We start from the raw sequence: 24252 nt of genomic DNA, 5'->3' as shown, positions 1-24252 counted from the left end.
CGCCTTTTTCTTTTCTTGACAGGCGCTTGCGCTCGACCAACCCTGTCGTAGATGTTGGTGGAGGAATTTCTTATGGCACGCCGTTTCGTCGATCTGTCCGTTCCGTTGGAATCCGGGATCGTGTCTGACCCGCCAATCATGTTGCCGCAAATTGAATATCTGACCCATGATCAGACGGCAGAACAGGTCATGTCTTTCTTTCCGGGTCTGGAACGGCAAGACCTGCCGAACGGTGAAGGATGGGCAATCGAACGGTTGCAGATCGCGACCCACAACGGCACGCATCTGGATGCGCCGTATCACCATCATTCCACGATGAACAAAGGTGAACGGGCAATAACTATCGACGAAGTGCCGCTGGAATGGTGCATGAACCCCGGCGTCAAGCTGGACTTTCGACACTTCGAGGATGGGTATGTCGTTACCGCGGCAGATGTCGAAGCTGAATTGAAGCGCATCGGCCACGACCTTTGCCCGCTGGATATCGTCGTGGTCAACACTGCTGCAGGGACACGTTATGGCGCGCCGGATTATCTGGCCAAAGGATGTGGAATGGGGCGCGAGGCGACGCTTTTTCTGACTGAACGTGGCGTGCGTGTCACCGGCACCGACGCATGGAGCTGGGATGCCCCGTTTCCGCTCACCGCTCAGGAATACGCTGAGACCCGAGATCCATCTATAATCTGGGAAGGCCACCGCGCGTCGATGGACATCGGGTATTGCCACTTGGAAAAGCTGACCAATCTGGAAGATTTGCCGCCCTCAGGGTTCGAGATTTCCTGTTTCCCCTTCAAGATTAAAGGGGCCTCTGCCGGATTTGTCCGGGCAGTTGCAATATTTGACGAACAAGACGCGCAGTAAAGGGGGCCAGATGCAGCCGACTACGACACCTCCTGGCGGGCATGATGGCCCGTACGCTGCGCCGGTGGAAATTCGCGGCTTTGAAGTACGGCCCGAATGGATCGACTATAACGGCCATATGAATGTCGGGTATTACGGTGTCGCCTTTGACATGGCGTTGGAAAAGCTGATGGTTGACCATCTCGGGCTGGGCGAGGTGCAGGTCAAGGCGTTGGGGCAGGGGCCTTACATCCTGCAGTCTCATCTGCATTTCGTGCGGGAGGTCAAAGACGCTTCATCGTTTTATTTCAGGTTCCGTATGCTGGATGCTGACAGCAAGAGAGGACATTATTTCGCACAGATGCTTTTGGCAGAAACTGACGAGATTTGCGCGACGCAAGAGGCGCTTTTCATGAATGTCAGCCACAGCTCCGGGCGCTCCGAGCCCTATCCGGATTGGGCAGCGGCGCGTCTTGCGCAAATGGTGGATGACCATAAGTCTCTGGAACCGGCTTCGCAGATCGGCCAACCGATAGGAATTCGCCGGGAATAATTTTGGAGGTCGGAAGCGATCCTAATAGTCCTTTGAAAAGAACACTCCGATGCCCGTTTCGCCGCGACCGTCAACCGTGCCCTTGACCGAGAAATTGTCGGTGACATCAAGGTTCAGGTTCACCTCGGTATCGCCTTCGGTATTGACGGTAAAGTCGGTATAGAGGTTTTCACCCAGATAGGCCCCGGCACCCAATCGGCCCGCGCCACCGTCTGACGCACCAACATCAATCGTATCAACACCGGTAGAGTCGCGTAATCCCTTGGTCGCGTCCCCTCCAGCACCGCTGAGTTGCGCCAGCGACGCGGCCATCTGCGCAATCAGGAAGGGTGAGATTTCCGAGAACCTGTTCCCAAAGAGCAGCATCGCCAGTGCCTCTTCCGCCGGGCGTTCGGGATCGGAAAACACGCTGACCTCGGGTGAATCCAGCGGCCCTGCGATTTCGATGGTCGCGGTGCCGTCCGAGGTGCTGGCAGAGGATTCAAACTCGATATAAGGCGTCAAGTCACCCTGTAGGGTCACGATGCCTTTGGTCAGGGCCAGCCTGCGGCCCAGAATATCGAAATTACCGCGGATCAATTCAATCTGACCTGATGGGACCACCGAGGTCGTGGTGCCACCAATGGATATCCGGCCACCCAGTTCGGCATTTACACCGCGCCCCCTTACGAACACGGCTTTGGGTGCCAGCAAGTTGACGTCCAGTGCTATTCTGGACGTGCGTTGCCCCTTGTCTTTGGTGGTTACAAGACCTGCACGCTCGCGCGTGATGAAACTGGCACCGCTTTCGTTGACATGCTGTATTTCGGGGATCGGTGCGGCACCTACAGCCCCCGAAGCCGCAGCGAGGTTGATATTGGTCTCACCAAAGGTGATCTGCCCAGCCAGCGAACTGTTCCCGGCTAGAGCGCCGGTCATCGCAATCTGACCGTTCAAAGTCGTCTCGTATAAAAGCCGATCGGTCAGGACGAGGCTGTTGATTGTTGTCGTGATCTGCGCATTGAACGGGGGCGTCAGATCGACAGGTCCATTGACGGTAAAGCCACCACCGGCCCGCACCCCGCCGTTCAGCGTGATGGTTGCACGGCTTTGCGCCAGATCCACCTGTCCGTTGATCCCGGTGATGGTCTGGCCTGCGCCGGGAAGTGCAAGGGATGTTCCCGAAGTGGTAATCGATCCGCTTAGGGACGCCAGATCAGCCGGGCCTTTGAGGGCTAGATCAAAACGCGCGGACCCCTCAATCTTGTTAGGCGTGATGAAGACGTTTGCTATCCCCAGGTTTACGCCACCCTTCGCTGAAATATCTGCATTGCTGCTGGTTTCATCAAAGGTGCCTGCAACCGTGCTGACGATGTCTGCGGGACCTTGCGCCTTGGCGTCGATGGTCCAAACGCCACTGTCCCGCTTGGCATTGCCCGCAGCGGTAAGGGTGCCGGGAAACTCTGGCACAAACCTTTCGATGCGGTTGAACTTGGCATCGAAGTCCAGATCAGCGGATCCATTTGTGTCCACCGTACCGGACACTTTGGCATAGGAACTCTCTGGCCCAAGCAAGTGTGCGGTTCCTTCGAGCCCGGACCGTGTCGGAGCGACGTTGCCGTCCAGTTTCAGAGGCCCAGAGAGTGTTTTCGACAGCCGCCCCAGATCATCCAGCGCTGCGGAAAAGGTCAATCCGCCGGCATCGCGGTCCAGTTTGCCGGATGCATCCGCAGAAAGGGCGGTGCCGATCAGCTGGAATGTGCGAATATTCAGACCGGCCTCGTCATTCACCGCATCCACCGTCAGGTTCGTTCGCCCCTGGATCAGGTTGTCAACTGCATTGATGCCGGATTTGATGTCATCAGCAGCCAAGTTGCCTTTGACGTCAAATGCCTTGCTGCCAACCGTACCTTTGCCTGCAACGTCCGCGATGATCGAACCTGCAAGATCTCTCCGGGCAAGAGTTGAAAAGGGTGACAGGTCAGGGATGTTCAGACTGACCTGCCCGTCCACGGCCAAAGCATCCGTCGGATCGTCAATTGTTGCTGCGGCGCTTGCCACAAGGGCTGAACCTTTGATCACCGCGTCGCGGATTTCAATCTGCTTCTGGCTCAGCGCGCCGTCGAACGTGATCTCGGTCCGGCCGACCAGCAGCGGGTCAATTTCGGGTAGGCCCGTTTTGACATCCCGGCTCATCACGCTGGCTGTGCCATCAAATTCGAGCGTCTGAACGGTGCCTTTGCCGTCCAGTTTTGCCTGTACCGCACCGCCAAGCTCACGTTTGGCGAGGCCCGAGAACACGGAAAGGTCCTGTGCGTTGACTGTTGCTTGCCCATCAATCGTCACGTTGCCGTCAGGGGTGGTAACCGTGCCATCCGCCTGCGCGCGCAGAGTGTCGCCGATCAGCGTAAAATCCCGGATCGCTACGCCATCCGCTCCGCGTTTGGCGTCCAGCGTGATTGTTGTGTTGCCCCGGATCACCGGGTCAATGTCATCGCGCCCTGTGGAAAGACCGCGCCCTTCGACCTCCAGCTTGCCATCGAAACTGCCTTCAAGCGGCGAACCCTGGCCCGTGAGCCGGGCAGAGGCCTGACCGCCCAGTTCCAACTGCGCCAGGCCCGAAAACCGTGCCAGATCGGTCGCCTGCAATGTCGCGGTTCCATCGACGGCCAAACCACTGGACAAGCCGCTGATCTCGGCATCAACGCCCAGTTCATAGTCCGAGCCGACCATCTCGACCTCGGACAGGTTCAGGGTCTGATCCCTGCCATACTGGAACGTACCGTCCAGCGTAATGCGGTCTCCAATGGCTGCGTTCAGGGCATCGTCAGTCAGGTCGATACCGTCCAAAGCAGCTTGCAAATCACCGTCGATCCGCAAAACGTCACCCTGTTCCAAAGTTCCCTGCGCCGTAATTTGCGCGCGTTGCAGGTTCAGGGTATCGGATTTTACCGCGTTAGCGGTCAGACTTAGATCCCAGAGATTGCCGTTTTTCTCATCAAACAACGCAGAGACCTGCGCTGCTTCGATCGATGTGTCGCCACCTGACAACGGAAGGACGACGCTTTGCCCCTCGGGCGGTGTAATGCGTCCTTGCAGGGCCGCCAGTTGCAGCCGACCTCCCGGCGCCAGTTGCAGCGCCCCTTTCAGGTTCAGTGCCTGAGAACTGAGTTCCAGATCACTGATATCCAACGCGCCTTCAGGTAGGGTCCGTCCATCCACGATCAACTGCGTTTTGGGGCCGAAGAACGTATCCATTTTCTCAGCGACAAAGGGCGTCAGGTCACCGCCCAGATCTGCGGTAAAGGCGATGCCCTCCTCCGCGCTAGCCACGGCTGTTGGGGCAGAACGTAACCGAACCTGTCCGGTCACCCGTGGCTGCCCATCACTGCTCAGGCTGATTTCGGCCGTAAAATCCGTCACCGGCCCGGACCCTTTCGCGGTCAATCCGATCGGGGGGCTGTCCGGCATTTTCAAAGCGGTCGAGATCAGACCCCCCGCAGCTTCGGTGACCTGAAGGTCAAGATCAATCTGGCTGTCAGTGTTCCGAAAACCCGCAGCTAAGGAGATTTCATCACCGGCCCGATCCAGTCGGGTGATGTCCAGTTTGGTGTCCAGCGTCCCGTCGGCCAGCGACAGGTTGCCATTGACGGCCAGTTCCGCCGCAACGCCGATCAAAGGTTTGCCCAAGGCCAGCTCGCCAATGTGGATTTCGCCGATTTCGATGGCCACGGGCAGTTCAGGCAGTTGAAAAGCTTGGGTCTCGGCAGAAGCGGACGGTGTGTCCTTGGTCGTGGTGCCCGGCGCACGGGCGACGTCGATTTCCTGTGCGGTCAGCGCGTTGACCGAGAACCGCCCACGAATCAGCGCCAACCGGTTCCAATCCAGTTCCGCTCCCCGGATGGTCAGCCAGACCCCTTCATCATCGGCCACCGTGATCTCGGTAATGGTGGCGCGTGAACTCAGCGCGCCTTGCAGACCTTTGACGGTAACATTCTGATCGTCGCCAGACAGCGTGTCTTGTAGGAACCGCTCGATCATACTGCCGCCTTCGTCCTCCTGCGCGGGGCCGGCCACTGGCACAAGCATCAGCGTGCCAATCAGCAGAAGGTATGAAAGGTGCCGCCTCAAAACGCTTGCCCGATCCCGATATAGAATTGCAGACCGTTGCCGCTGGAGCCGCTTACCGGGAAGGCCAGGTCAAACCGGAGGGGTCCGAAGCCGCCCAAATCATATCTTACGCCGATACCGGCACCTGCATGATCTTCCGCGCTACTTCCTATAAAGGAAGAGGTATCGACGACACCGTAGTCGTAAAACCCAACCAACGACAGAGAATCTGTCACCTTGCCCCGGATCTCGCCTGAAAGTCCAAGGAACGATTTGCCGCCTGCGACACCGGTCCCGACCGGGATGCCAAGGCTTTCATAGGGTTGCCCGCGCACGGTTCCCGCACCACCGGAAAAAAACAGAAAGTCGGGTGTAACGCCATCTGCTGGCGGGCCAATGACTGATCCAAGTTGCGCCCGCGCTGCCAGCACAACCCTGCCGCCAGTTCCAAGGCTGGTATAGATCCGGCCGTCGACAAACAGGCGAATACCCGTATCGGTGCCGGAAAAGCCAATGAAAGGCATGACTTCGGAATCCAGATAATAGCCGCGCGTGGCGCTGACTTTATTGTCGCGCTCATCCCATTCCGAGCGGAAGGGCAGGATAAAGTATCTGAACTTGCGGCCACTTCCATAGGCGTCGTCAGCATCTGACCACTGTAACCCAGCCGAGGCTTCGGCATAGAGCGTGTCCGAGAATGTGCGGCGCGCACCATATGCCACAGACGCAACCGATACATTGTAGTTTTCGGTGTTGCGGCGCTCCAGCAACACGTTCCAGAATGTATTGTCGTCCGGACCCAGACGATCGGGCTGATCCAGACGCAATCCGATCCGCCCATCAAGATCTTCGGAACCACCGATATTTCGTATCGCGGCCTCAAAACGCAGGCGTTCCGCGCGTTTGAACATGTTTCGATGTGTCCAGGTCGCGGTCACGTCGAGGCCGTCGCGCGAGGCCAGCTCGAGCCCAAAGGTCAGCTGACGCTTTGGTAGGTCTTCGAATGTGGCGTCGAAATCCAGTGTCCCGTCGGGGTTTGCTGTCTCATGTTCCTGCAAAGAGACGACGTTGAACGTGCCGGTTCGGCGCAAACGCGTTCCAACCTTCTGGATTTTTTCTGGTGAGTAAACTTCCCCGCTTGGGAAACCGGCGATTTTTTCGATGGACCGGTGGCGCACATCCGTGTCGCCCTTAATGAACATTCTGCCAAACGTCAGCCTGCGCCCCGGGTCCAGGTCAATCTGAGCATCCAGACGGGCCTGTGCGTGACGGGCGATAATGATCTGATCCTCGATTTTGGCTTTTGCGTGGCCTGCATTCCGCCAACCCTGCACACCGTCCGAGCCTGCTTTTTGAATGACCCCTGTTGTTGCTAGATTGCCGGGGGCGAAACCTTCGGGCAGCACGGTGCCAGACGCCAGGGGCTGAATAATGGCCGTGCCGAATTTGAAGCTTGGCCCGGTTTCAACGGTAATTGCGGCCCTGTTGATCTGGGCTGGCACAGTCAAAGAGCTCAACTCAGCGGCTTCCTGCCCGTCAAGCTTAATGCTGACAACCGGGCTGAAATACCCTTCGTCATACAAGATCTGCACAAGCGTGCGGTAATCCGACAAAGCGGCAGACAGGATCTCAAGTGGCGTATCCAGACCCCGCTCTTCCGCTGTTGTCACCGATGATGTCTTTTTCAGACGTTCAACAAGTTCCTTTGAAGCGCCCGGCGCCGTCAGAGAGGTTTCCAGCGCCATCAGAGCGGTCGGCGTCAGTGCCATGACAATGGCACTCAGCCAGCACTTCAAACGGCCTTGCGGCATGCGCCCTTGCATGAATAGCCCCAACTGTCCCAGTTCCAGATCTCAGCTACCGTGTGATGCACGGTCTTATAGTGTCAGGTTAGAACATCTGAATGCCGTTGGGAAAAGGGATAAACGCGGGATCGGGTAATTTTGGTCAAATTGTCCCGGTTTGTGCCGACACATCGTATTGCGCATCTAGATTGGCAGACTGGAATTGCCGCGTTGCAGGCGATAGTCAACCGTATGCAACAAATGTCCGGGCCGGCCTTTGGTCTTGGCCCAGTGCAATTCACTAGGCAAACGGGCGGTTCTTCGATATTCCCAGTATATTGTCAACGGGTATCAAAAAAACCGAAAAAATGTCCTATCTCGACAACATCCGAACCTTTGTCAGGGTTTACGATCTGGGCAGCATGTCTGCGGCCGGGCGGGATCTTAGGATTTCGCCAGCGGTGACATCGGCGCGAATATCGCAGCTTGAGGACCATCTGGGTGTACGTCTGTTCCAGCGCACCACACGCAACCTGTCCCCGACAGAGCAGGGAAAGGCATTCTATCCCGGTGCGGTGGCGGTTCTGGATGCGGTGGACGAGGCCGAGGCTCAGGTCACACATCTGACCGAGGCACCGCGCGGGTCGTTGTTCGTGGCGTCTCCACTGGGGGTGGGGAGGCGATTGCTGGCTCCACATGTGCCCGAGTTTCTTGCGGAATACCCCGAGATTGATGTCCGGTTGCGCCTGACGGATCGCTCGGTTGATCTGACGACGGAAGGTCTGGATCTGGCGTTTTTCATTGGCCAGCCCGAGGACAGCACGTTGCGTATTCGCAAGATTGCCGACTGCCAGCGTGTACTGTGCACTGCGCCAGACTATGTGGCGCGGCGCGGTATGCCTAAGACCGGGGCTGACCTGATTGCCGACAAGCATGAATGCCTGAATCTGCGCTTTCCGGGTGCGACCGAGTTTCAGTGGATGCTGGTCACACCCGATGGTCCGAAACGATTTGCCGTATCCGGGCGGTTCGAATGTGATGATGGGGATGTTCTGACGGATTGGGCGTTGTCCGGTCAAGGCATTGCAATGAAGCCGGTTTTCGAGGTGGCCGAGCATCTGAAATCCGGCCGCCTCGTACCGGTTGCGACGGAAACTCCGCCTGTTTCAGTTCAGATGGCCTGCCTATACACGCATCGGCGCCATCAGGATCCAAAGGCACGCCTGTTCATGGATTTCATGATTGAACGGATCAGTAAGGTGGTCCGTGTTACAGAATACCCTGTCGCGGGGCCTAAACCATAGGCTCCGACCCGACGCTGAGTACGAAGGTAAGTCCGGTCACGGCGCGGCCATCAGGCGGGCCACGTCCAGCATGCGGGCCGAAAAGCCCCATTCGTTGTCGTACCAGCCGAAAACGCGCACCTGATTTTCACCGACCATGCGGGTTTCCGGCCCGGCGATGACCAGCGATTCCGGGCGCGCCCGCAAATCGGACGAGACCAGCGGCATATCTGTCCAACCCAAAACCGGTGAAGCGACAACAGCCTGACGCAAAGCATGATTAAAATCCTCGGCCCTCATGCCGCGTTCCAACGTGACCACGAGGTCGACCGCCGAAACGCTGGCTGTCGGGACGCGAACTGCGGCGCCCGAGATGCGCCCGGCCAGATGTGGAAGGACCACGTCGATCAGGTGTGTGGCGCTGGACGTTGTCGGAACCATGGACAGCGCACCGGCCCGCGACCGGGCAAGGTCGCCGCGCGGGGCGTCAACCATGGGCTGGCTGTTGGTATAGCAATGGATAGTTGTCATATGGCCTGACAAAACACCGCCAATGTGGTCCAGCACTTTGACCAGTGGTGCCAGCCCATTTGTTGTGCAGGAGGCGTTCGATACGATCCGGGCGCTGCCCAACTGATCTTCGTTCGCCCCCAAAACGACGGTTAAGTCGGCCGCAGGTGAAGGGCCCGAGATCAGGACCTTGCTGGCGCCCGCAGATAACCCGCGACGCGCCACGTCGGATGTGCGCGCGACCCCAGTACAATCCAGCATTACGTCTACGCCAGACAAGTCAACGCGTGTCAGATCGGCACTGTGGGTCATAGGAACAGAGCGTCCATCCACGATCAGCGTAGCATCGCCCTGTGACACATCGCCGGGATAGGGGCCGAAGGTGCTGTCGTATTTGAACAGGTAAGCACAGGTCTCCAGCGGCGCGATGTCATTGATCAGCACCAGCTCGATATCCGACCCTTCGGGCAGGGCCAGAACCTGCCGCAGGATCGTGCGGCCAATGCGGCCGAATCCGTTTATCGCGAGTTTCATGCGCAAGCTATGGCAGGGCGTCGGGTCGATCTCAATGCCTGATCAGCAACAGCTTACTTGCACCTGACCTGAGAAAAGAACTGACCCGAGATATTCTGGTACATGCTGTTGAAGATCACCTTGCAGCCCGTCGCTTGTTGAATGGCAGCAATAGCTTGCGTTGTCCGAAGGCGTGGGGGCGGGCCGAATGGGTTCAGGTTGTTGTTGTCGCGTGTGGCGCGATAAATGACCGGTTCGTCTGCGACCTGTGTCACAGCCCAGTTGCGGCTCATGACGAAGACGGATTTGGTCTCTTCCCCCGCAATGGCGGGTGCGGTGTGCAGGATTGCAGAGGTAGAGAGTGTGGCAACGGCTATCAGGGCAAGGCGCAGTTTCATGGACAAATCTCCAATGCTCAAAACAAGAAGTTACCTGGATTTCAGCAAATTCCGACCCTTGTGTGAAGCCCCGGGGCAAAAGATCACTGCGATTCCCAGCCAGCCCAGCGTTTAGCGGCGCGACAGGGACAGGGGCATATGCCGGTTGACGTCCTTGTAAAGCAGATACCTGAACCGGCCCGGCCCCCCTGCGTAACAGGCTTGCGGGCAAAAGGCGCGCAGCCACATGTAATCTCCGGCCTCAACTTCGACCCAGTCCTGATTGAGGCGATAAACCGCTTTCCCTTCCAGAACATAAAGCCCGTGTTCCATCACATGGGTTTCGGCGAAGGGAATGACCCCGCCTGGTTCGAAATTGACGATGTTCACATGCATGTCATGGCGCAGGTCCTGCGGGTCTGCGAACCGCGTGGTGGACCATCGGCCTTCGGTGCCCGGCATTTCGACAGGCGTCACATCGCGTTCGTTGGTGATGATCGGGTCTGGCGCGGACAACCCGGGAACGGACTCATAGGCTTTGCGGACCCAGTGGAACCGGGCTGCCGTCTGGCCAGTGTTCCGCAATGTCCAGTCGCTGCCGGCGGGGATATAGGCGTATCCGCCTGTCTCCAACACATGGTTTTCCGAGTTCAGCGTCAAAGTGACTGTTCCTTCGACGACAAAAAGCACTGCCTGTGCTTGCGCGTCTGTCTCTGGCTGATCGCTGCCGCCGCCGGGCCGCACTTCCATGATGTATTGCGAGAACGTTTCGGCAAATCCGCTGAGCGGGCGTGAAAGAACCCACAGGCGTGTTCCTTCCCAGAACGGCAGATAGCTGGTGACGATGTCGCGCATCGTACCTTTGGGAATGACCACATACGCGTCGGTGAACATGGCGCGGTCGGTCAGCAACTGGTTCTGGCCGGGATGGCCGCCGGTCGGGGCGAAGTAGGTCGGATGGGTCATTTGTGTGCCTCGGGATCGTTTGAATGGCACTATGGGCACAAAGGCGCGGCGCTATTAGGTCCTGACGCGCGATAGGTTTGTTCGGGATATTTTGAAGGTCGGCGCCCCGGGGCTTGGCCCTGCTGAAACAGAGGTATATCCTTGGTCACAAATGATTTCAGTTCTGTGAGGCCCCTATGAAAGCCCAGTTGTTACCCATCATTGCCGCGTGTGGCGCCCTTTTGATGACCGGTTCCGCCGACGCCAAGTCACTCTCCCGAATCATAGCTGAGATGGGGCTGTCCCCGGCAGACTTTGAAGTGGTTAGTGAAACCTCGAATGCGCTTTTGAACAATGGCACGCCCTCTGTAGGGCAGGAACGGTCCTGGCAAAACGACGAGACCGGCTCAAAAGGAACGATCCGGGTGCAAAACGTTCAGGGCAACTGCGTCGGCCTTCAGCATGTCATCCAGCCGGAAGGCAGCGATCAAAGCCGAGAAATCAGAACCCGCCGGTGTAATGACGGTAACGGAAACTGGATCCTGACACCCTGATCTCTGACTTGGCTATCAGTACCCGAGGTCCCGGCTGACTTCGTGCAGCAGGGGATCGCCGGATTTGAGCCTGTGGTAGTTCTCGGCCACATCCGACAGTGCATCGCCCAGATACCAGCCCGAGACGTGCGGTGTGATCGTCACAGCGGGGTGCCGCCACAAGGGGCTGTCCTTCGGCAGCGGTTCCTGTGATGTGACGTCCAACACCGCATGGCCCGGAGAACCGTTATCCAGCGCCGCGATCAGTGCCGCCTCGTCAATCAGGTTTCCGCGTCCGGCGTTCAGCAACTGACTGCCCGGCTTCATCGCGGCCAGCGTCTGTGCGTCAAACAGACCCACGGTTTGCGGCGTCGAAGGCAGGATGGCACAGACGTGATCACATTGCCCCAATAGCCGTGGCAGCGCGTCTTGCCCATGCTGGCAGGTGACACCATCGATGGATTTTGGTGAGCGGCTCCAGCCCATGACCTGAAACCCGACGGCACGTAACATGCGGGCAGTGCGGGCCCCGATATGGCCCAGACCCAGAACGCCCACAACCGTATCAGGTGTGAAAACGGGCGCGCGCGGCAACCACTCGGCGCGACTCTGGGATGCCTCGTGAAAGACCATGTGGCGCTGAGCGCGCAGAATATAGGCGAGAAACCATTCGGCAATGCCCTGCGCAGGCGCGTCTGGCTTCAATCGCGCCACACGGATATGCGGAGGCAGGTCCGGATGGCCAACTATGGTCTCAACCCCGGCCCCCAGCTTCTGAACCAGTTTCAGGTTGGGCAGCTTCGTCGGGTGATTGCTTTGCATGCTGACTACCGCCAGCATCGTAATGTCGTTGGGGTCGCCCAGCGTTTCGGGTGTGCGGATGTCGGCACCAGGCGCCAGGGCCTGTAAAGTGGCGGCGATTTCCTCATCCCCAATCCAGTCCGACAGCCCGGTTTCAATCAACAACGCCATATGCGAACCCCACTTGGATTTGATGTGGTGACGTCCCGTCACAGCGGTGGACAGGATCAGGTCTGTTAAGCCATCCTCGTGCCTAAAAGTACAGCCCGGTTTCAAAACCCGAAAAGGACAGTTTCGTGAAGATACCACTCACCGCGCACCGGGGAAACCACGTTACATCGCAATCGGTTACCGGTATGAGTGAGCCGAGGCACACAACGCAGCGAATGACCAGAGGGGACTGATGGCAGGGCTCGACTTCACGGATCAGACCTATTTTCATCAGCGCGAGGATGGGGCGTTTGTAGGACATGATCCTGCACGCGGTCCGTGGTCTGCCGATCATTGCCACGCAGGGCCGGTCAGCGGGTTGATAGTGCGGGCAGCGGAAACTGAGGTTGGCCCCGAAAAGATGCTGACCCGCCTGACAGTTGACCTGTTGCGCCCTCTGCCCTTGGCCGGGTTGCGGGTTGCCGCAGAAACCACGCGCCATACCAAGACGCTGGCGACCACACGGGTTACGGTGCACGACCTGGATGACACACTCTGCGCCACGGCCACCACCATGCATCTGGCGCGACGCGATCTGGGCGCGGTGGCAAACGTCGAAATCAGTGCGCCACAGTTGGAAGACGCAGTAGAAGGTCCTTTTCCAATCGGCGAGATTCGTCATGATTTTAAGGGGTTTGCCCACTACAGTGACATCCTTTATCCCAAAGACGGCAAACAGGGGGCCGGACCGAAAACGGTCTGGATGCGCACCCCAAAGCTGTTGAGCAGCGAAGATCAGTCGCCCATTCAGGCACTGTGCCCGTTGGCGGATTGCGGCAATGGAATCTCGTGGAATGCTCCGACGTCGGAGATGGGGTTCATGAACACCGATCTGACCGTGAATATCCACCGCGAACCGGTGTCAGATTGGCTGGCGTCCCGTTCGGTTTCACACTGGCAACCTACGGGCATCGGCATGTCTCAGTCGGTGCTTTTTGACACGCAGGGTCCTGTAGGGACGGCCCTGCAAACACTGGTGCTGTTCCCGCCAGTCTGAAGGTCGGCTGGTTTTCGCAGGCGTGTGTAAAGGCCGTTGTCGCCGTGTCCCTTCAGACCTATCTTGCGCATATGCGCTGGCTGTTCACTGTCATGACCTGTTGCCTGCCGATCCCGGCCCTGTCGCACCCGCATGTCTTTATCGACACCGGGCTGGAATTCATCGTGGATGAGGCCGGTCACCTGACCCATATCCGGGTGACTTGGGCATATGACGAATTCTACTCTCTGCTTGTTCTGGAAGACATGAATTTGGATCAGGATGCCGACGGCATTTTGACGAAAAGCGAAGAAAAACGTCTGAGCGGGTTCGATATGCAATGGGTCGAGGGGTATAACGGCGACCTCGTGCTCACCAAAGACGGAGCGCTGGTTGCTCTGTCCGGTCCATTAGAGCCCAGTGCGACAACGGAAGATGGGCGGGTCGTGACCACCCACATGCGCGCGGTCGAAGGCGACGCGATACTTGCCACAGGGCTTTCCGCCAAGGCATTTGATGAGTCCTTCTATACGGCCTACGAGATTACGCGCCCTGTAACCGTGACGGGCCTGGCTTTATGCCGGGTGGATCGTAACGATCCCGACATAGACGGGCAGCTTGCACAGATGCAGGCGTTTCTGTTGACACTGGACGCGGATTACGACCTGGAGGAAAACGATACTCCATTGGTTGGTGAGAACTTTGCGACTGAGATCCTCGTTTCATGTCCCGTTTCCTGATTGTTCCGGTCGCTCTGGCCTTTGGTTTGCTGCTTTGGTTCTGGGGCAGTGGTGGGTTTGACAGCCTGGCAAGTTGGGCAGCCGGAGAGCAGCGGGACTTTCAGAACCAGATCGCGCGGTCCTTGCGTGCCGCGCGCGCGGAACAGCCTCAGGCGGTGGCCACGCTTCTGACTGTCTGTTTCGCCTACGGGTTCTTTCATGCCGTGGGTCCGGGCCACGGGAAGGTTTTGATTGGGGGCTACGGTTTGGGTCGGCGTGTTGCCTTCTGGCGGTTGTCGGCGATTAGCGTATTGTCCAGTTTTGGACAGGCGGTGATGGCGGTTGTGCTGGTCTACGCGGGGGTGCTGGTCTTTCAGATGTCCCGCGAAAGCCTTGTTGGGACGACCGAACAGGTGATGGCTCCGATCAGCTACGGAGCCATTGCGTTGATTGGGCTTTGGTTGGTTGTACGGGCTGTGCGCAATTTCGCACGACAACGAAAAAAGCATGTCCCTAACGATCACACCCATCAGCACCATCATGATGACGGAGACTGCGCGGAGTGCGGTCATCGTCATGGTCCAACCGCGGACGAGGTTGCGAATGTCGGCACATTGCGCGAAGCCCTGATCCTGATCGCAGGCATAGCTGCACGGCCTTGTACCGGTGCCTTGTTTGTACTGATCCTGACGTGGCAAATGGGCATCGCCATGGTGGGGATCGCGGGAGCTTTTGCCATGGCGCTTGGCACGGCGACTGTCACTACGCTGGTCGGGTGGACGTCTTTTGGTCTGCGCGGCGGGCTGCTGGCTTCGGCTTCGGCCACGCGCTTTGCGTCGATTTTGGCACCCAGCATCGAACTGGTGGCAGGACTTACAATTGCGGTGATTGCAGGCGGGTTGCTTCTGCGCGCGGTTTAGATCAGTCGAACACCGGTTCCGGGTATCCGACCCGCGCCAGATAAAGCCCCTGCGGCGGACATACCGGCCCGCAGGCAGCGCGGTCGGTGGCTTCCAAAGCCTCACGCACGTTGTCCGGGGTCCACGCTCCCGCCCCGACACGTTCCAGAGTGCCAACGAAACTGCGCACCTGATTGTGCAGGAACGACCGGGCGCGCACGTGGAAATGAACCTCGGGGCCGGAAAAGCCCTCGACCCGTTCAACGCGCAGTTCATCAAGGGTTTTGACCGGGCTGGCCGCCTGACAGATGGAGGACCGAAAGGTGGTGAAATCATGCCGGCCCAGCAGCATGTTTGCCCCTTCCTGCATGGCGTCAACATCCAACTGGTGGCTAATCTGCCAGACCTGTCCCCGGTCGTGGGTTGCAGGCGCACGGCGCATCAGGATGCGGAACAGATATTGCCGTTCAACCGCTGAAAACCGCGCGTGCCAATCCTCGGCCACTGGGGCGGCCTTAACGATAGCCACTGGGAGAGGCTTGAGATGATAGTTCAGCGCCTCAGACAGGCGAAACGGGTCCCATTCCATTGCCATGTCGCAATGGGCAACCTGCCCCAGAGCGTGAACACCGGCGTCTGTGCGCCCTGCTGCGGCAATTGTGTGGCCGCCCGGCTGAATTCGGGAAAGCGCCTGTTCGATGGCACCTTGCACGGATGGTTGATCCTTTTGCCGCTGCCATCCGGCAAACGGCTCCCCCTGGTATTCAACTTTCAACGCATATCTGGGCATGTGCCGCTGGTACAGCGCAGCGCAGGATCGGGCAAGGGGGCGAAAGCGCTGGTATGTGCCGCGACCGCTACCTATCTTGGGTAAAAGGAAAATTGCGGGGCGGCGGATTGGTCATCTCTTCACTGGCAGACAGTCTTGCGCGTGGCGTCGAAAGTATCGGCGACAGCGTGTCCGAGACATTTTTCGAGCCGGTCATCCGTTTGGGTGTCACCGGGCTGGCACGATCCGGCAAAACAGTATTCATCACTTCGTTGGTTGCCAATCTGTTGGATCGGGGCCGTATGACCGGGCTTGTTGCGCAGCAGGAGGGGCGGATCAATGCCGCCTTTCTGCAACCCCAGCCGGATGACACTGTGCCCCGGTTCGATTATGAATCGCACCTGTCTGCCCTGACGGGACCGATACCGCACTGGCCAGACAGCACGCGTGCGGTGTCTGAATTGCGTTTGTCCTTCAAGGCCCGTCCCGCCGGGCTGCTTGCCGGGTTGCAAGGGCCGCGCACGGTCCATTTGGATATCGTCGATTACCCCGGCGAATGGCTGCTGGATCTGGCCTTGCTGGACAAATCTTACGCAGACTGGTCTCAGGAAACTCTGGCACGGATCGAGACCCGTGCGGAGGCTGCCGCGTATCTGGCGCTGGTCCAAAATACAGACCCGTCGGTAGGGCACGACGAACCTGCCGCACAAGCTCTGGCCGCGTCGTTCACCGCCTATCTCAACGCAGCGCGCGATGCCGGGTTTTACGACTGTACGCCGGGACGTTTCCTTCTGCCGGGCGATCTGGCGGGATCTCCGGTGCTGACCTTTGCACCGCTGGCATTCACTGGCCCGTCGCGGCGCAGGACCCTTCAGCGCGAGATGGAACGGCGGTTTGAAGCTTATAAATCTCAGGTCGTGAAACCGTTTTTTCGGGATCACTTCTCGCGGATTGATCGGCAGGTGGTTCTGGTTGACGCGCTGAGCGCAATTCACAAGGGTCCTCAGGCCGTTGAAGATATGCGCCGCGCGATGGCCGATATCCTGTCGGCTTTTCGTCCGGGCCGGAACGCATGGCTGAGCCAGCTTTTGCTGGGCAAAAAGGTCGAACGCATCCTGTTTGCAGCGACAAAAGCGGACCACCTGCACCACACGCAACATCCCCGCCTGACCGCGATTATCGAGGCTTTGACGCGCGAGGCGCGCGATCGCGCGAATTTCGCCGGGGCCCGGACCGCGGCCCTGTCTCTAGCATCGCTGCGTGCAACGACCGAAGAGATACGCAGCCACGACGGAACCGATCTGCCATGCGTGCGTGGTACTTTGTTGGACAGCGGCAAACAGGCCGCTTTCTATCCCGGAGACTTGCCCGAGGATCCGGCGCATCTGTTGGGTCCGGCGCGAAATGGAGCGGAGAGTTGGTTGAACGAAGACTATGGGTTCATGGCCTTTGCCCCGGCAAAACTAACCCTGAAACCCGGTGACGGCCCTCCGCATATCCGACTGGATCGTGCGGCGCAGTTTCTGATCGGAGACAGATTGTGATCGCGACACTGCGCCCCGCACGCACCACAGATGCCGGTACAATCGGTACGATCCTGCACGGCTTCGCCTTGGAAAACGACTGGATGCCCAAACTGCACAGCTGTGCTGAAACCATCGCCTTTTGCGGCCGGATGATTGATCAGGATTGGGTCACTGTGGCCGAGGCAGAGACAGGTGTGGTCGGGTTTCTGGCGCTGAATGGTGGTGAAATCCATTCACTTTATCTGGATGCGCAAGCTCGGGGGCAGGGGATTGGTCAGCAATTGCTGGGTCACGCGAAATCAAGCCAGCGGCGGCTGGGCTTATACGCGTTTCAGGATAATTCCCGTGCCTGTCGGTTCTATGAGCGAAACGGCTTTGCCGAGGTGGCGCGCAGCGATGGGGCAGAAAACGATGAAAACCTGCCGGACATAAGGTTTGTCTGGCACAGCAGGGATGCGACAAATGGCTAAAGGTCCGGTTCTGATCGATCTTGACGATGATGAACCCGCTGCTGATGTCGCGCAGGCAAAACCGGTGCCGGATACTGTGCCGCCTCAGGGGCAGGCGATGCAAAGCGCGGCCCGACTGGCGGTCCGCAAACCCTCGGCCCTTGCGCGCTGGTTCTGGGGGCTTGCGCTTTCCGTAGTCGGGGCGGCCATATCGGTGGCCGCCTGGGATTTTGCAACCTCTCTGGTGGCGCGGACGCCCGTTCTGGGTTGGATCGTTGCCGGACTGTTGGCTGCATTGGTTCTGGTGGTGGTGATCATCGCGCTGCGCGAGCTCGCGGCTATGGGGCGGTTGTCCCGTGTTGATGGGATGCGCCGTGCTGCAGATACTGCACTGGCTGATGAAAACCTGGCTCAGGCGCGGGCCGTCACACACCGGATTATCGCATTCTACAAAGGGCGCGAGGATACCCGCTGGGGTCGTGAGCGATTGTCCGAGCGTATGGGAGAACAGTTCGATGCCGAGGCGCTTATAGTCCTTGCCGAGGATGAGCTGTTGGCCCCGCTCGACGCCGCCGCCAGCCGTGAGGTTGAGGCCGCGGCACGGCAGGTTGCCACCGTGACCGCTCTGGTCCCTCTGGCACTGGCGGATGTTGTAACGGCACTGGCTGCGTCCCTGCGGATGATCCGTCGCATTGCGGAAATCTACGGGGGGCGGGCTGGCACGTTGGGAAGCTGGCGTCTGACCCGTGCCGTCTTTGTGCATCTGGTCGCAACTGGGGCGGTGGCCGTTGGTGACGATCTGCTGGAACCTGTTCTTGGCGGATCCGTTCTCAGCAAGTTGTCCCGACGGTTCGGAGAAGGTTTGGTCAACGGTGCGCTCAGCGCCCGAGTGGGCGTGGCCGCGATGGAAGTCTGCCGCCCGTTACCATTCTCAAAACGCCACAAACCCTCCACGCGGGGCATCATCAAGCGAGCCTTGCAGGGTCTATTCTCCAAGGGTTGATCCAGAGCAAAGCGTTAGAACACTCCCTTCGGCACTCTGCCTGTGAAAAAGGAGCTAGCCATGACGGATCACGGTCACAGTCCGCAGGAAATCGCCGACCGGATCAATGCTCCGCCCGGGCGTGGCGTGTTGCGCGACGTTGTGTATGGCGGCATTGACGGTTCCGTCACCACGTTTGCCATTGTCGCCGGTGTCGCGGGGGCGGGTCTTTCCCCGTTTGTCATTGTGGCGCTTGGTCTGGCAAACGTTCTGGCGGACGGGTTTTCCATGGCCGCAGGTAACTATTCAGGCACCAAGGCCGAACTGGACAACATACGGCGCATTCGGGCGATCGAGGAACGCCACATCGCACTCTACCCCGACGGCGAGCGCGAGGAGGTCCGTGAAATTCTGTCACAAAAAGGGTTGTCAGGGGAAATTCTGAACGAAGCCACCGCCGCGATCACGTCGAGCCACGAACATTGGGTCAACCTGATGATCGAGGGTGAATATGGGCTGGGCAGTGTAGACCCGCATCCGATGAAAGCCGCGTTGGCCACGTTTTTCGCGTTCCTTGTGGCCGGGATGATCCCGCTGCTGCCGTTTTTAGCGTCGGTGGAGAACGCTTTTGAGATGTCGATCTGGATGACGTTGGGGGTTTTCTTTGCGATTGGAGCATTCAAAAGCCGGTGGTCGTTGGCGGCTTGGTGGCGATCAGGTATCGAAACGCTGTTGATCGGTGGTTCGGCGGCACTGATCGCGTATCTCGTCGGGTCTCTGTTCCATCCATAAATGTCGCAGCTCGGTAGTCGCGACTGGTCAAAGCTTCCCGGATAGGTAGAGTGGCGCAAAACGGGTGCAAAGGCTAATGGCAGATCACGAGCTTTCTGGAAAGAACGTTTTGGTTCTGGGTGCTTATGGCTTCATCGGCGCCGCCGTCACGCGGGCAGTGTCAGCCGCAGGTGCCACGGTTCAGGGCATGGGGCGCAATCCTGAGCAAGGGGCAAAGGTCCTGCCGGGGGTGTCGCTGAAACAGGGCGATTTGCGCGATCTGTTGCACAAGGAAGACTGGCAGGACCTGCTGGCCAACGTCGATGTCGTGGTGAATTGCGCGGGGGTTTTGCAGGATAACGCGCAGGACAACCTTGAAGCGGTGCACCATTCAGCAATCACAGCCCTTGCAGAGGCCTGCGCTAAAGGTGGCATCAGCGTTGTTCAGATCTCGGCAATCCGGGCAGAGCCGGACGCGAGCACGCATTTCCTGCGCAGCAAGGCGCGCGGAGATGCCGCTTTACGTTCATCGGGCGTAACACTTTGGATCCTGAAGCCGGGGCTAGTTATCGGGCAAACGGATTATGGGGGAACGGCGTTGCTGAGAATGCTGGCTGCCGTGCCTTTTGTTCAACCGCTGGCTTACCCCGATACACCCGTTCAATGCATCGGGATGCCCGACCTGTGTGACGTCGTGATTGCCGCCGTTGCCGGTCGCCTACCGCAGGGTAATTACGATCTGGTCGAGGATATCCCGCTTAGTTTGTCTGACGTGGTGCGCTGCACGCGGCAGTGGCTAGGGTTTCCTGCCGCGCGCTTTCATTTGGTCCTGCCGCCTGTCCTGACAAAAGCCGTTGCGTCCATGGCGGACTGTCTGGCCCGGTTGGGTTGGCGGTCTCCGCTGCGCAGCACGGCGATGACGGTCATGGCGGATGGCGTGGTTGGCGACCCCGGCCACTATCGTGCAGCGGCCGGGCGCGGGATTGCCGCCTTGCCTGATGTCTACGCCAAGCTGCCTTGCGCGCGCGAGCATCGGTTGACCGCTCGGATGACGCTGTTGATGCCGCTGATCGTTGCAACACTCAGCCTGTTCTGGTTGCTGTCGGGCCTGTTTGGTTTGGCGGGTTTATCCACGGCTTCTGGCATGCTGGTCGAAGCAGGGTGGTCATCCGCCATGGCGGTGACCAGCGTTGTGTTCTGGTCCCTGATCGACATAGCGCTGGGTCTGGCCATCCTGTGGCGCCGATGGGCGGCGCGGGCCTGCGTGGCGCAGTTAACCGTGGCCGTGTTCTACCTGATCGCCGCTTCGATCACGATGCCGGACTTGTGGTTGGACCCGCTGGGGCCGCTGGTGAAAATCCTGCCCGCGATGATCCTGTCGCTTGTGGCGCTGCCCTTGTTTGAGAGCCGATGATGGACCCTGAACTGATTTTGCGATGGCTGCACGTCATCGGTGCATGTGTGCTGCTGGGAACTGGGGCAGGGATCGCCTTTTTCATGCTGATCGCGCACCGGACAAACGACCCGCGCGTCATCGCCCATACGACGGGTACGGTGGTTCTGGGTGACCTTCTGTTCACCACGACCGCTGTCATCCTGCAACCGGTGACCGGAGCGCTGCTTGCCTGGCAGATCGGGTGGTCTTTGGGTGAAGGATGGATTGTGTTGTCTCTGGTACTTTATGTTTTGACGGGCCTGTTCTGGTTGCCGGTGGTTTGGGTCCAAATCCGGTTGCGGGACCACGCGCGAACGGCGGCAGAGCAGGGAACGCAACTGCCACCGGAGTATTACCGCTTGTTTCGGTTCTGGTTCGCCTGCGGGGTTCCGGCGTTTCTGGCGGTTTTGACCATCCTTTGGCTGATGATCGCCCGCCCGGCGATTTCTGTGCTTTAGACTTTCTCACGGCTTTCCTGACTGTTGCTGACCGACAGCACAAGATAGCTTGGCCGAAATTACGGATCGGAGCGACTCGGTTGGAAACGCTGCTTGTTCTTATTGGCCTGGTTGTTCTGGCCATCCCGGTGACATTGATTGCCCTTCTGGTCGGGCATTCCCGATTGCGTCGCCGGGTCGAACAACTGGAAGCGCAGATCAATGCGTTGGTGTCGCGTGATGCACCGGCATCGCTGCAACCGGAACAAGATGCACCTTCACCGCAACCTGTGGCAGAGGAACAGGTTCAAAGCCCAGGGCCGTGGGCCGCGCCAAAGCGACAGGAAGACGAAAGCGCCGAAGATGTAGACACCGACGCCGCTACGCCTGCAATTGTATTTCGCCATGACCGGTTTGCCGCGCTGGGCGCGTGGCTGCGTGAGAACTGGTTTTACGCTGTCTCGGCCCTGTCGCTGGCATTGGCCGGTATTTTCCTCGTGCAATATGGCGTTGAGAACGGATTGTTACCTCCGGTGGCCCGCGTTTTCGCCGCGCTTGGTTTTGGTTCGGCTTTGATTGTCGGGGGCGAGGTTCTGCGCCGCAGGTTCGGGGATGACGAAGCGGTGGCCACTGCCTATTTGCCATCGGTCTTTTCCGGGGCCGGTCTTGTCACCTTGTTCGGGGCTATCCTGTCTGCGCGGCAGCTCTATGGCCTGATCGGGGCCGAGACAGCTTTGGCAGGTATGATTGTCATCGCGCTTGTTGGTCTTGTTCTGGGGTGGTTCCACGGCCCGCTGCTGGCTGCGGTTGGACTGATCGGAGCCTATGCCGCACCCTTTTTGGTTGGGGGCGCATCTGACGATCCTTCGTGGCTCTATGCCTATTTTCTTTTGGTAGCCGTTTTGGGGCTGGGTATCGACACGGTGCGGCGCTGGGCATGGATTTCTGTTCTGACGTTGGTCGGCGTTTATGCGGCAAACCTGCTTTTGATAAGTGGCGCACCGAATACGGAACCAGGGTATCTGGTTGCGACAACAGTGCTGGCGCTTCTGGCAACGGCCATTCCGGTGCGGCGCGTTTGGCCGAATCATGCAGGGCGCATGATGTCTCAGGTAATCAGCACCCCCGGAACCCGCCCGTGGCCCGAGTTTCCAACTCGGCTCGCAGCCGGAGCGATTGCGGCCAGCACTGCAATCCTGTCCTGGCATTGGGCAGACTCAGCGGCTGAATTCTGGTTGGGTGTCTGCCTGCTGTCCGCCCTGCTTCTGGCGCTGCTATTGTGGGCCAAGGATGCGCCTGCGTTACAGGATCTGACCGTGCTACCTGCGGCGGGCCTTGTGTTTTTTGTTGCCTCTCACGGTCTGGAATACGGCGCAGTTCTGCGCAGCTTCGCTGACACTTATGCCGAGACGCCCGAGGCCGACTTTCCGATGGCAGCCACCGCGCTGGTTGCTTTGGGCGCGTTTATGTCAATTTTGATGGCATGGCGGTCATTCAGGGCAAACCAGTATCGTGCAATCTGGGCCGGGGGCGCTGTAGTTCTTGCACCCGCGCTGGCCATCGCTTTGGAAATGGGCTGGCATCCTGCCACGGTTATCGGTGCGCACGCCTGGGCCCTGCACGCAATTGTCCTGGCAGTTCTTATGGTGGTTCTGGCCGGGCGTTTTGGTCGCGCCGATGGCGATGACCGGATGCGGGCCGCTCTGGCCACGTTGTCGGCGTTGTCTTGTCTGGTCTTTGCTTGCGTCATCGTGCTCAGCTCGGCCGCGCTGACGATTGCGCTGGTGGCCAGTGTCGTCGCAGCAGCAGCCTTGGATCGCAGGTTCACCTTGCCGCAGATGAGTTGGTTTATCTGGGCCGGTGTCTTTACCGTCACCGTGCGCTTGGTACTTGATCCGGGTCTGGACTGGGCTAACGTGGCCCCGCTTCCCGAAATGGCGATGGTCTATGGCGCGGCCACGTTGGGTTTCGTGGCTGGCTGGTGGCTGTTGCGTCCCTTGCTGCGGCCGGTTGCAGCACTGCTGCTGGAAAGCGCGGCATGGGCGACGGGCGGCATTCTGCTGTCCCTGTTGCTACTGCGGTGGCTTGAAGGTTTCGGTGAAGGCGGGGCCGACAACAGCCATTGGGGTCTGGGCCTTCTGGCGGTCATCTGGCTGCTGCTGGCCTTTGCTCAGGTTCAGAGGTTTGGGCTGGGCGGCAAGCTGAATTATGCCCGGTACGCGTTGGCGGCGTTCTTTGCCGGTCATGGCTTGTTCCGTCTGACCTTGGCGTTGACCGAACAAAACCCGTTGTTGAACCCCAACGCCGACCCGGTGCTTGGCCCACCGTTTCTGAACACCCTTGTCCTTGCTTATCTGGTGCCTGCACTGACCATTGGATTCTCGGCCTGGCGGATCAGGGACATGCCAAAGCAGATCAGGCTGGCAAGCTACGCCATTGCGGGCGCGTTGATTGCCGTGTGGTTTGGGTTGACCATCCGCCATGTCTGGCAGGGAGCAGCAGGCATGTTTGAAGGCAACGGCGTCACGCAGCCCGAGCTTTATACATATACCCTTGTTCTGCTGCTGGTCGGGGCGGTGCTGTTCTACCAATCTCTGGCACGTGGTTCGGATGCGATGCGCAAGGCGGGGCTGGTGGTGATCGGGCTGGCGGTGGCCAAGGTCTTCCTGATCGATATTGCCGGTCTGGGTGGGTTGATCCGGGTGTTTTCACTGCTGGCGCTGGGGCTTGGGCTCGCTGGTCTGGCATGGCTGAATCGCTGGGCCAAGCTGCGCCATTCGCCGCATGGGCCGGAACCTCTGGACCATTGAAGGCAGGCGTCTTATAAGCGCGGCCATGTATGACCGGACGG

Annotated in this window: 21 protein-coding genes; 14 read left to right on the top strand and 7 right to left on the bottom strand. The window is 59.1% G+C overall.

Going from position 1 to position 24252, the window contains the following annotated elements; translation table 11 throughout:
- Positions 1–72 precede the first annotated feature (72 nt).
- Together ACR0AM_RS09965 and ACR0AM_RS09960 are read left to right on the top strand one after the other, a co-directional pair.
- The gene (locus ACR0AM_RS09965) at positions 73–861 is read left to right on the top strand and encodes a cyclase family protein (protein ID WP_480622792.1); all 789 of its coding nucleotides are present in this window, start codon (positions 73–75) and stop codon (positions 859–861) included.
- 10 nt (positions 862–871) lie between these two features.
- Complete coding sequence (locus tag ACR0AM_RS09960; protein WP_480622791.1) at positions 872–1393, top strand: thioesterase family protein; 522 nt, start codon at positions 872–874, stop codon at positions 1391–1393.
- A gap of 21 nt (positions 1394–1414) precedes the next feature.
- Here the strand turns inward: ACR0AM_RS09960 and ACR0AM_RS09955 are convergent, their stop codons facing one another.
- Together ACR0AM_RS09955 and ACR0AM_RS09950 are read right to left on the bottom strand one after the other, a co-directional pair.
- Positions 1415–5503, bottom strand: a complete 4089-nt coding sequence (locus tag ACR0AM_RS09955) for a translocation/assembly module TamB domain-containing protein (protein ID WP_480622790.1) — start codon at positions 5501–5503, stop codon at positions 1415–1417.
- Positions 5500–7305 carry an autotransporter assembly complex protein TamA gene (locus ACR0AM_RS09950; RefSeq protein WP_480622789.1) on the bottom strand — a complete coding sequence of 602 codons (1806 nt, stop codon included), beginning with the start codon at positions 7303–7305 and terminating at the stop codon, positions 5500–5502. The genes ACR0AM_RS09955 and ACR0AM_RS09950 overlap by 4 nt, the downstream gene beginning before the upstream one ends.
- Before the next feature lie 329 nt (positions 7306–7634).
- Between ACR0AM_RS09950 and ACR0AM_RS09945 the strand changes: the two genes are divergently transcribed.
- Positions 7635–8570, top strand: coding sequence for a LysR family transcriptional regulator (locus tag ACR0AM_RS09945; RefSeq protein ID WP_209598213.1), 936 nt, complete (start codon positions 7635–7637; stop codon positions 8568–8570).
- A 36-nt stretch (positions 8571–8606) separates the two neighbouring features.
- Here the strand turns inward: ACR0AM_RS09945 and ACR0AM_RS09940 are convergent, their stop codons facing one another.
- The 3 genes from ACR0AM_RS09940 to ACR0AM_RS09930 all read right to left on the bottom strand — a co-directional run bounded on the left by ACR0AM_RS09940 (position 8607) and on the right by ACR0AM_RS09930 (position 10915).
- Positions 8607–9593 (bottom strand): type I glyceraldehyde-3-phosphate dehydrogenase, encoded by a 987-nt coding sequence (locus tag ACR0AM_RS09940; protein ID WP_480622788.1) that lies wholly within the window; start codon positions 9591–9593, stop codon positions 8607–8609.
- A 53-nt stretch (positions 9594–9646) separates the two neighbouring features.
- Entirely contained in the window at positions 9647–9970 is a 324-nt protein-coding gene (locus ACR0AM_RS09935; RefSeq protein WP_267366558.1) for a hypothetical protein, read from the bottom strand.
- A gap of 111 nt (positions 9971–10081) precedes the next feature.
- Positions 10082–10915, bottom strand: a complete 834-nt coding sequence (locus ACR0AM_RS09930) for a bifunctional allantoicase/(S)-ureidoglycine aminohydrolase (RefSeq protein ID WP_480622787.1) — start codon at positions 10913–10915, stop codon at positions 10082–10084.
- 176 nt (positions 10916–11091) lie between these two features.
- On the opposite strand from ACR0AM_RS09930, the gene ACR0AM_RS09925 reads away from it, so the two are divergent.
- On the top strand, positions 11092–11448 hold the full coding sequence (locus tag ACR0AM_RS09925) for a hypothetical protein (RefSeq protein ID WP_480518776.1): 357 nt from the start codon (positions 11092–11094) through the stop codon (positions 11446–11448).
- A gap of 15 nt (positions 11449–11463) precedes the next feature.
- Here the strand turns inward: ACR0AM_RS09925 and ACR0AM_RS09920 are convergent, their stop codons facing one another.
- Positions 11464–12399, bottom strand: coding sequence for a 2-hydroxyacid dehydrogenase (locus ACR0AM_RS09920; protein ID WP_480554513.1), 936 nt, complete (start codon positions 12397–12399; stop codon positions 11464–11466).
- A gap of 232 nt (positions 12400–12631) precedes the next feature.
- On the opposite strand from ACR0AM_RS09920, the gene ACR0AM_RS09915 reads away from it, so the two are divergent.
- From ACR0AM_RS09915 to ACR0AM_RS09905, 3 genes are read left to right on the top strand one after another with little or no spacing between them, the layout of a single operon-like run.
- Positions 12632–13435, top strand: a complete 804-nt coding sequence (locus tag ACR0AM_RS09915; RefSeq protein WP_480622786.1) for a thioesterase family protein — start codon at positions 12632–12634, stop codon at positions 13433–13435.
- 44 nt (positions 13436–13479) lie between these two features.
- Positions 13480–14154 carry a DUF1007 family protein gene (locus ACR0AM_RS09910; protein ID WP_480622785.1) on the top strand — a complete coding sequence of 225 codons (675 nt, stop codon included), beginning with the start codon at positions 13480–13482 and terminating at the stop codon, positions 14152–14154.
- Complete coding sequence (locus ACR0AM_RS09905) at positions 14139–15053, top strand: nickel/cobalt transporter (RefSeq protein WP_480622784.1); 915 nt, start codon at positions 14139–14141, stop codon at positions 15051–15053. The genes ACR0AM_RS09910 and ACR0AM_RS09905 overlap by 16 nt, the downstream gene beginning before the upstream one ends.
- Position 15054: 1 nt before the next feature.
- Here the strand turns inward: ACR0AM_RS09905 and truA are convergent, their stop codons facing one another.
- Positions 15055–15822, bottom strand: coding sequence for a tRNA pseudouridine(38-40) synthase TruA (gene truA, locus ACR0AM_RS09900; protein WP_480518784.1), 768 nt, complete (start codon positions 15820–15822; stop codon positions 15055–15057).
- A gap of 107 nt (positions 15823–15929) precedes the next feature.
- Here truA and ACR0AM_RS09895 point away from each other — a divergent pair, with 107 nt between their 5' ends.
- The 7 genes from ACR0AM_RS09895 (at position 15930) to ACR0AM_RS09865 (ending at position 24211) form a co-directional block, all read left to right on the top strand.
- Positions 15930–17345 carry a YcjX family GTP-binding protein gene (locus ACR0AM_RS09895; protein WP_480622783.1) on the top strand — a complete coding sequence of 472 codons (1416 nt, stop codon included), beginning with the start codon at positions 15930–15932 and terminating at the stop codon, positions 17343–17345.
- Positions 17342–17797, top strand: coding sequence for an N-acetyltransferase family protein (locus tag ACR0AM_RS09890; RefSeq protein ID WP_480473754.1), 456 nt, complete (start codon positions 17342–17344; stop codon positions 17795–17797). The genes ACR0AM_RS09895 and ACR0AM_RS09890 overlap by 4 nt, the downstream gene beginning before the upstream one ends.
- Entirely contained in the window at positions 17790–18779 is a 990-nt protein-coding gene (locus tag ACR0AM_RS09885; RefSeq protein ID WP_480622782.1) for a YcjF family protein, read from the top strand. The genes ACR0AM_RS09890 and ACR0AM_RS09885 overlap by 8 nt, the downstream gene beginning before the upstream one ends.
- A 60-nt stretch (positions 18780–18839) precedes the next feature.
- On the top strand, positions 18840–19550 hold the full coding sequence (locus tag ACR0AM_RS09880; protein WP_480494812.1) for a VIT1/CCC1 transporter family protein: 711 nt from the start codon (positions 18840–18842) through the stop codon (positions 19548–19550).
- A gap of 76 nt (positions 19551–19626) precedes the next feature.
- Entirely contained in the window at positions 19627–20943 is a 1317-nt protein-coding gene (locus ACR0AM_RS09875) for an SDR family oxidoreductase (RefSeq protein WP_480622781.1), read from the top strand.
- Positions 20943–21422, top strand: a complete 480-nt coding sequence (locus ACR0AM_RS09870) for a DUF2269 family protein (RefSeq protein WP_480622846.1) — start codon at positions 20943–20945, stop codon at positions 21420–21422. Before ACR0AM_RS09875 ends, ACR0AM_RS09870 begins: the two co-directional genes overlap by 1 nt.
- 80 nt (positions 21423–21502) lie before the next feature.
- Positions 21503–24211, top strand: coding sequence for a DUF2339 domain-containing protein (locus ACR0AM_RS09865; RefSeq protein ID WP_480622780.1), 2709 nt, complete (start codon positions 21503–21505; stop codon positions 24209–24211).
- Positions 24212–24252: the final 41 nt, after the last annotated feature.

It is taken from the genome of Ruegeria sp. AD9 (genome assembly GCF_056542305.1).
Note: the sequence above shows the minus strand (reverse complement) of the source record. Positions and strands in the feature narration are given on the sequence as shown.

Coding starts and splice junctions, on each gene's coding strand:
- ACR0AM_RS09965 (WP_480622792.1), top strand. CDS start 73: ATGGCACGCCGTTTCGTCGATCTGTCCGTTCCGTTGGAATCCGGGATC.
- ACR0AM_RS09960 (WP_480622791.1), top strand. CDS start 872: ATGCAGCCGACTACGACACCTCCTGGCGGGCATGATGGCCCGTACGCT.
- ACR0AM_RS09950 (WP_480622789.1), bottom strand. CDS start 7,305: ATGCAAGGGCGCATGCCGCAAGGCCGTTTGAAGTGCTGGCTGAGTGCC.
- ACR0AM_RS09945 (WP_209598213.1), top strand. CDS start 7,635: ATGTCCTATCTCGACAACATCCGAACCTTTGTCAGGGTTTACGATCTG.
- ACR0AM_RS09940 (WP_480622788.1), bottom strand. CDS start 9,593: ATGAAACTCGCGATAAACGGATTCGGCCGCATTGGCCGCACGATCCTG.
- ACR0AM_RS09935 (WP_267366558.1), bottom strand. CDS start 9,970: ATGAAACTGCGCCTTGCCCTGATAGCCGTTGCCACACTCTCTACCTCT.
- ACR0AM_RS09930 (WP_480622787.1), bottom strand. CDS start 10,915: ATGACCCATCCGACCTACTTCGCCCCGACCGGCGGCCATCCCGGCCAG.
- ACR0AM_RS09925 (WP_480518776.1), top strand. CDS start 11,092: ATGAAAGCCCAGTTGTTACCCATCATTGCCGCGTGTGGCGCCCTTTTG.
- ACR0AM_RS09920 (WP_480554513.1), bottom strand. CDS start 12,399: ATGGCGTTGTTGATTGAAACCGGGCTGTCGGACTGGATTGGGGATGAG.
- ACR0AM_RS09915 (WP_480622786.1), top strand. CDS start 12,632: ATGGCAGGGCTCGACTTCACGGATCAGACCTATTTTCATCAGCGCGAG.
- ACR0AM_RS09905 (WP_480622784.1), top strand. CDS start 14,139: ATGTCCCGTTTCCTGATTGTTCCGGTCGCTCTGGCCTTTGGTTTGCTG.
- truA (WP_480518784.1), bottom strand. CDS start 15,822: ATGCCCAGATATGCGTTGAAAGTTGAATACCAGGGGGAGCCGTTTGCC.
- ACR0AM_RS09885 (WP_480622782.1), top strand. CDS start 17,790: ATGGCTAAAGGTCCGGTTCTGATCGATCTTGACGATGATGAACCCGCT.
- ACR0AM_RS09880 (WP_480494812.1), top strand. CDS start 18,840: ATGACGGATCACGGTCACAGTCCGCAGGAAATCGCCGACCGGATCAAT.
- ACR0AM_RS09875 (WP_480622781.1), top strand. CDS start 19,627: ATGGCAGATCACGAGCTTTCTGGAAAGAACGTTTTGGTTCTGGGTGCT.
- ACR0AM_RS09870 (WP_480622846.1), top strand. CDS start 20,943: ATGGACCCTGAACTGATTTTGCGATGGCTGCACGTCATCGGTGCATGT.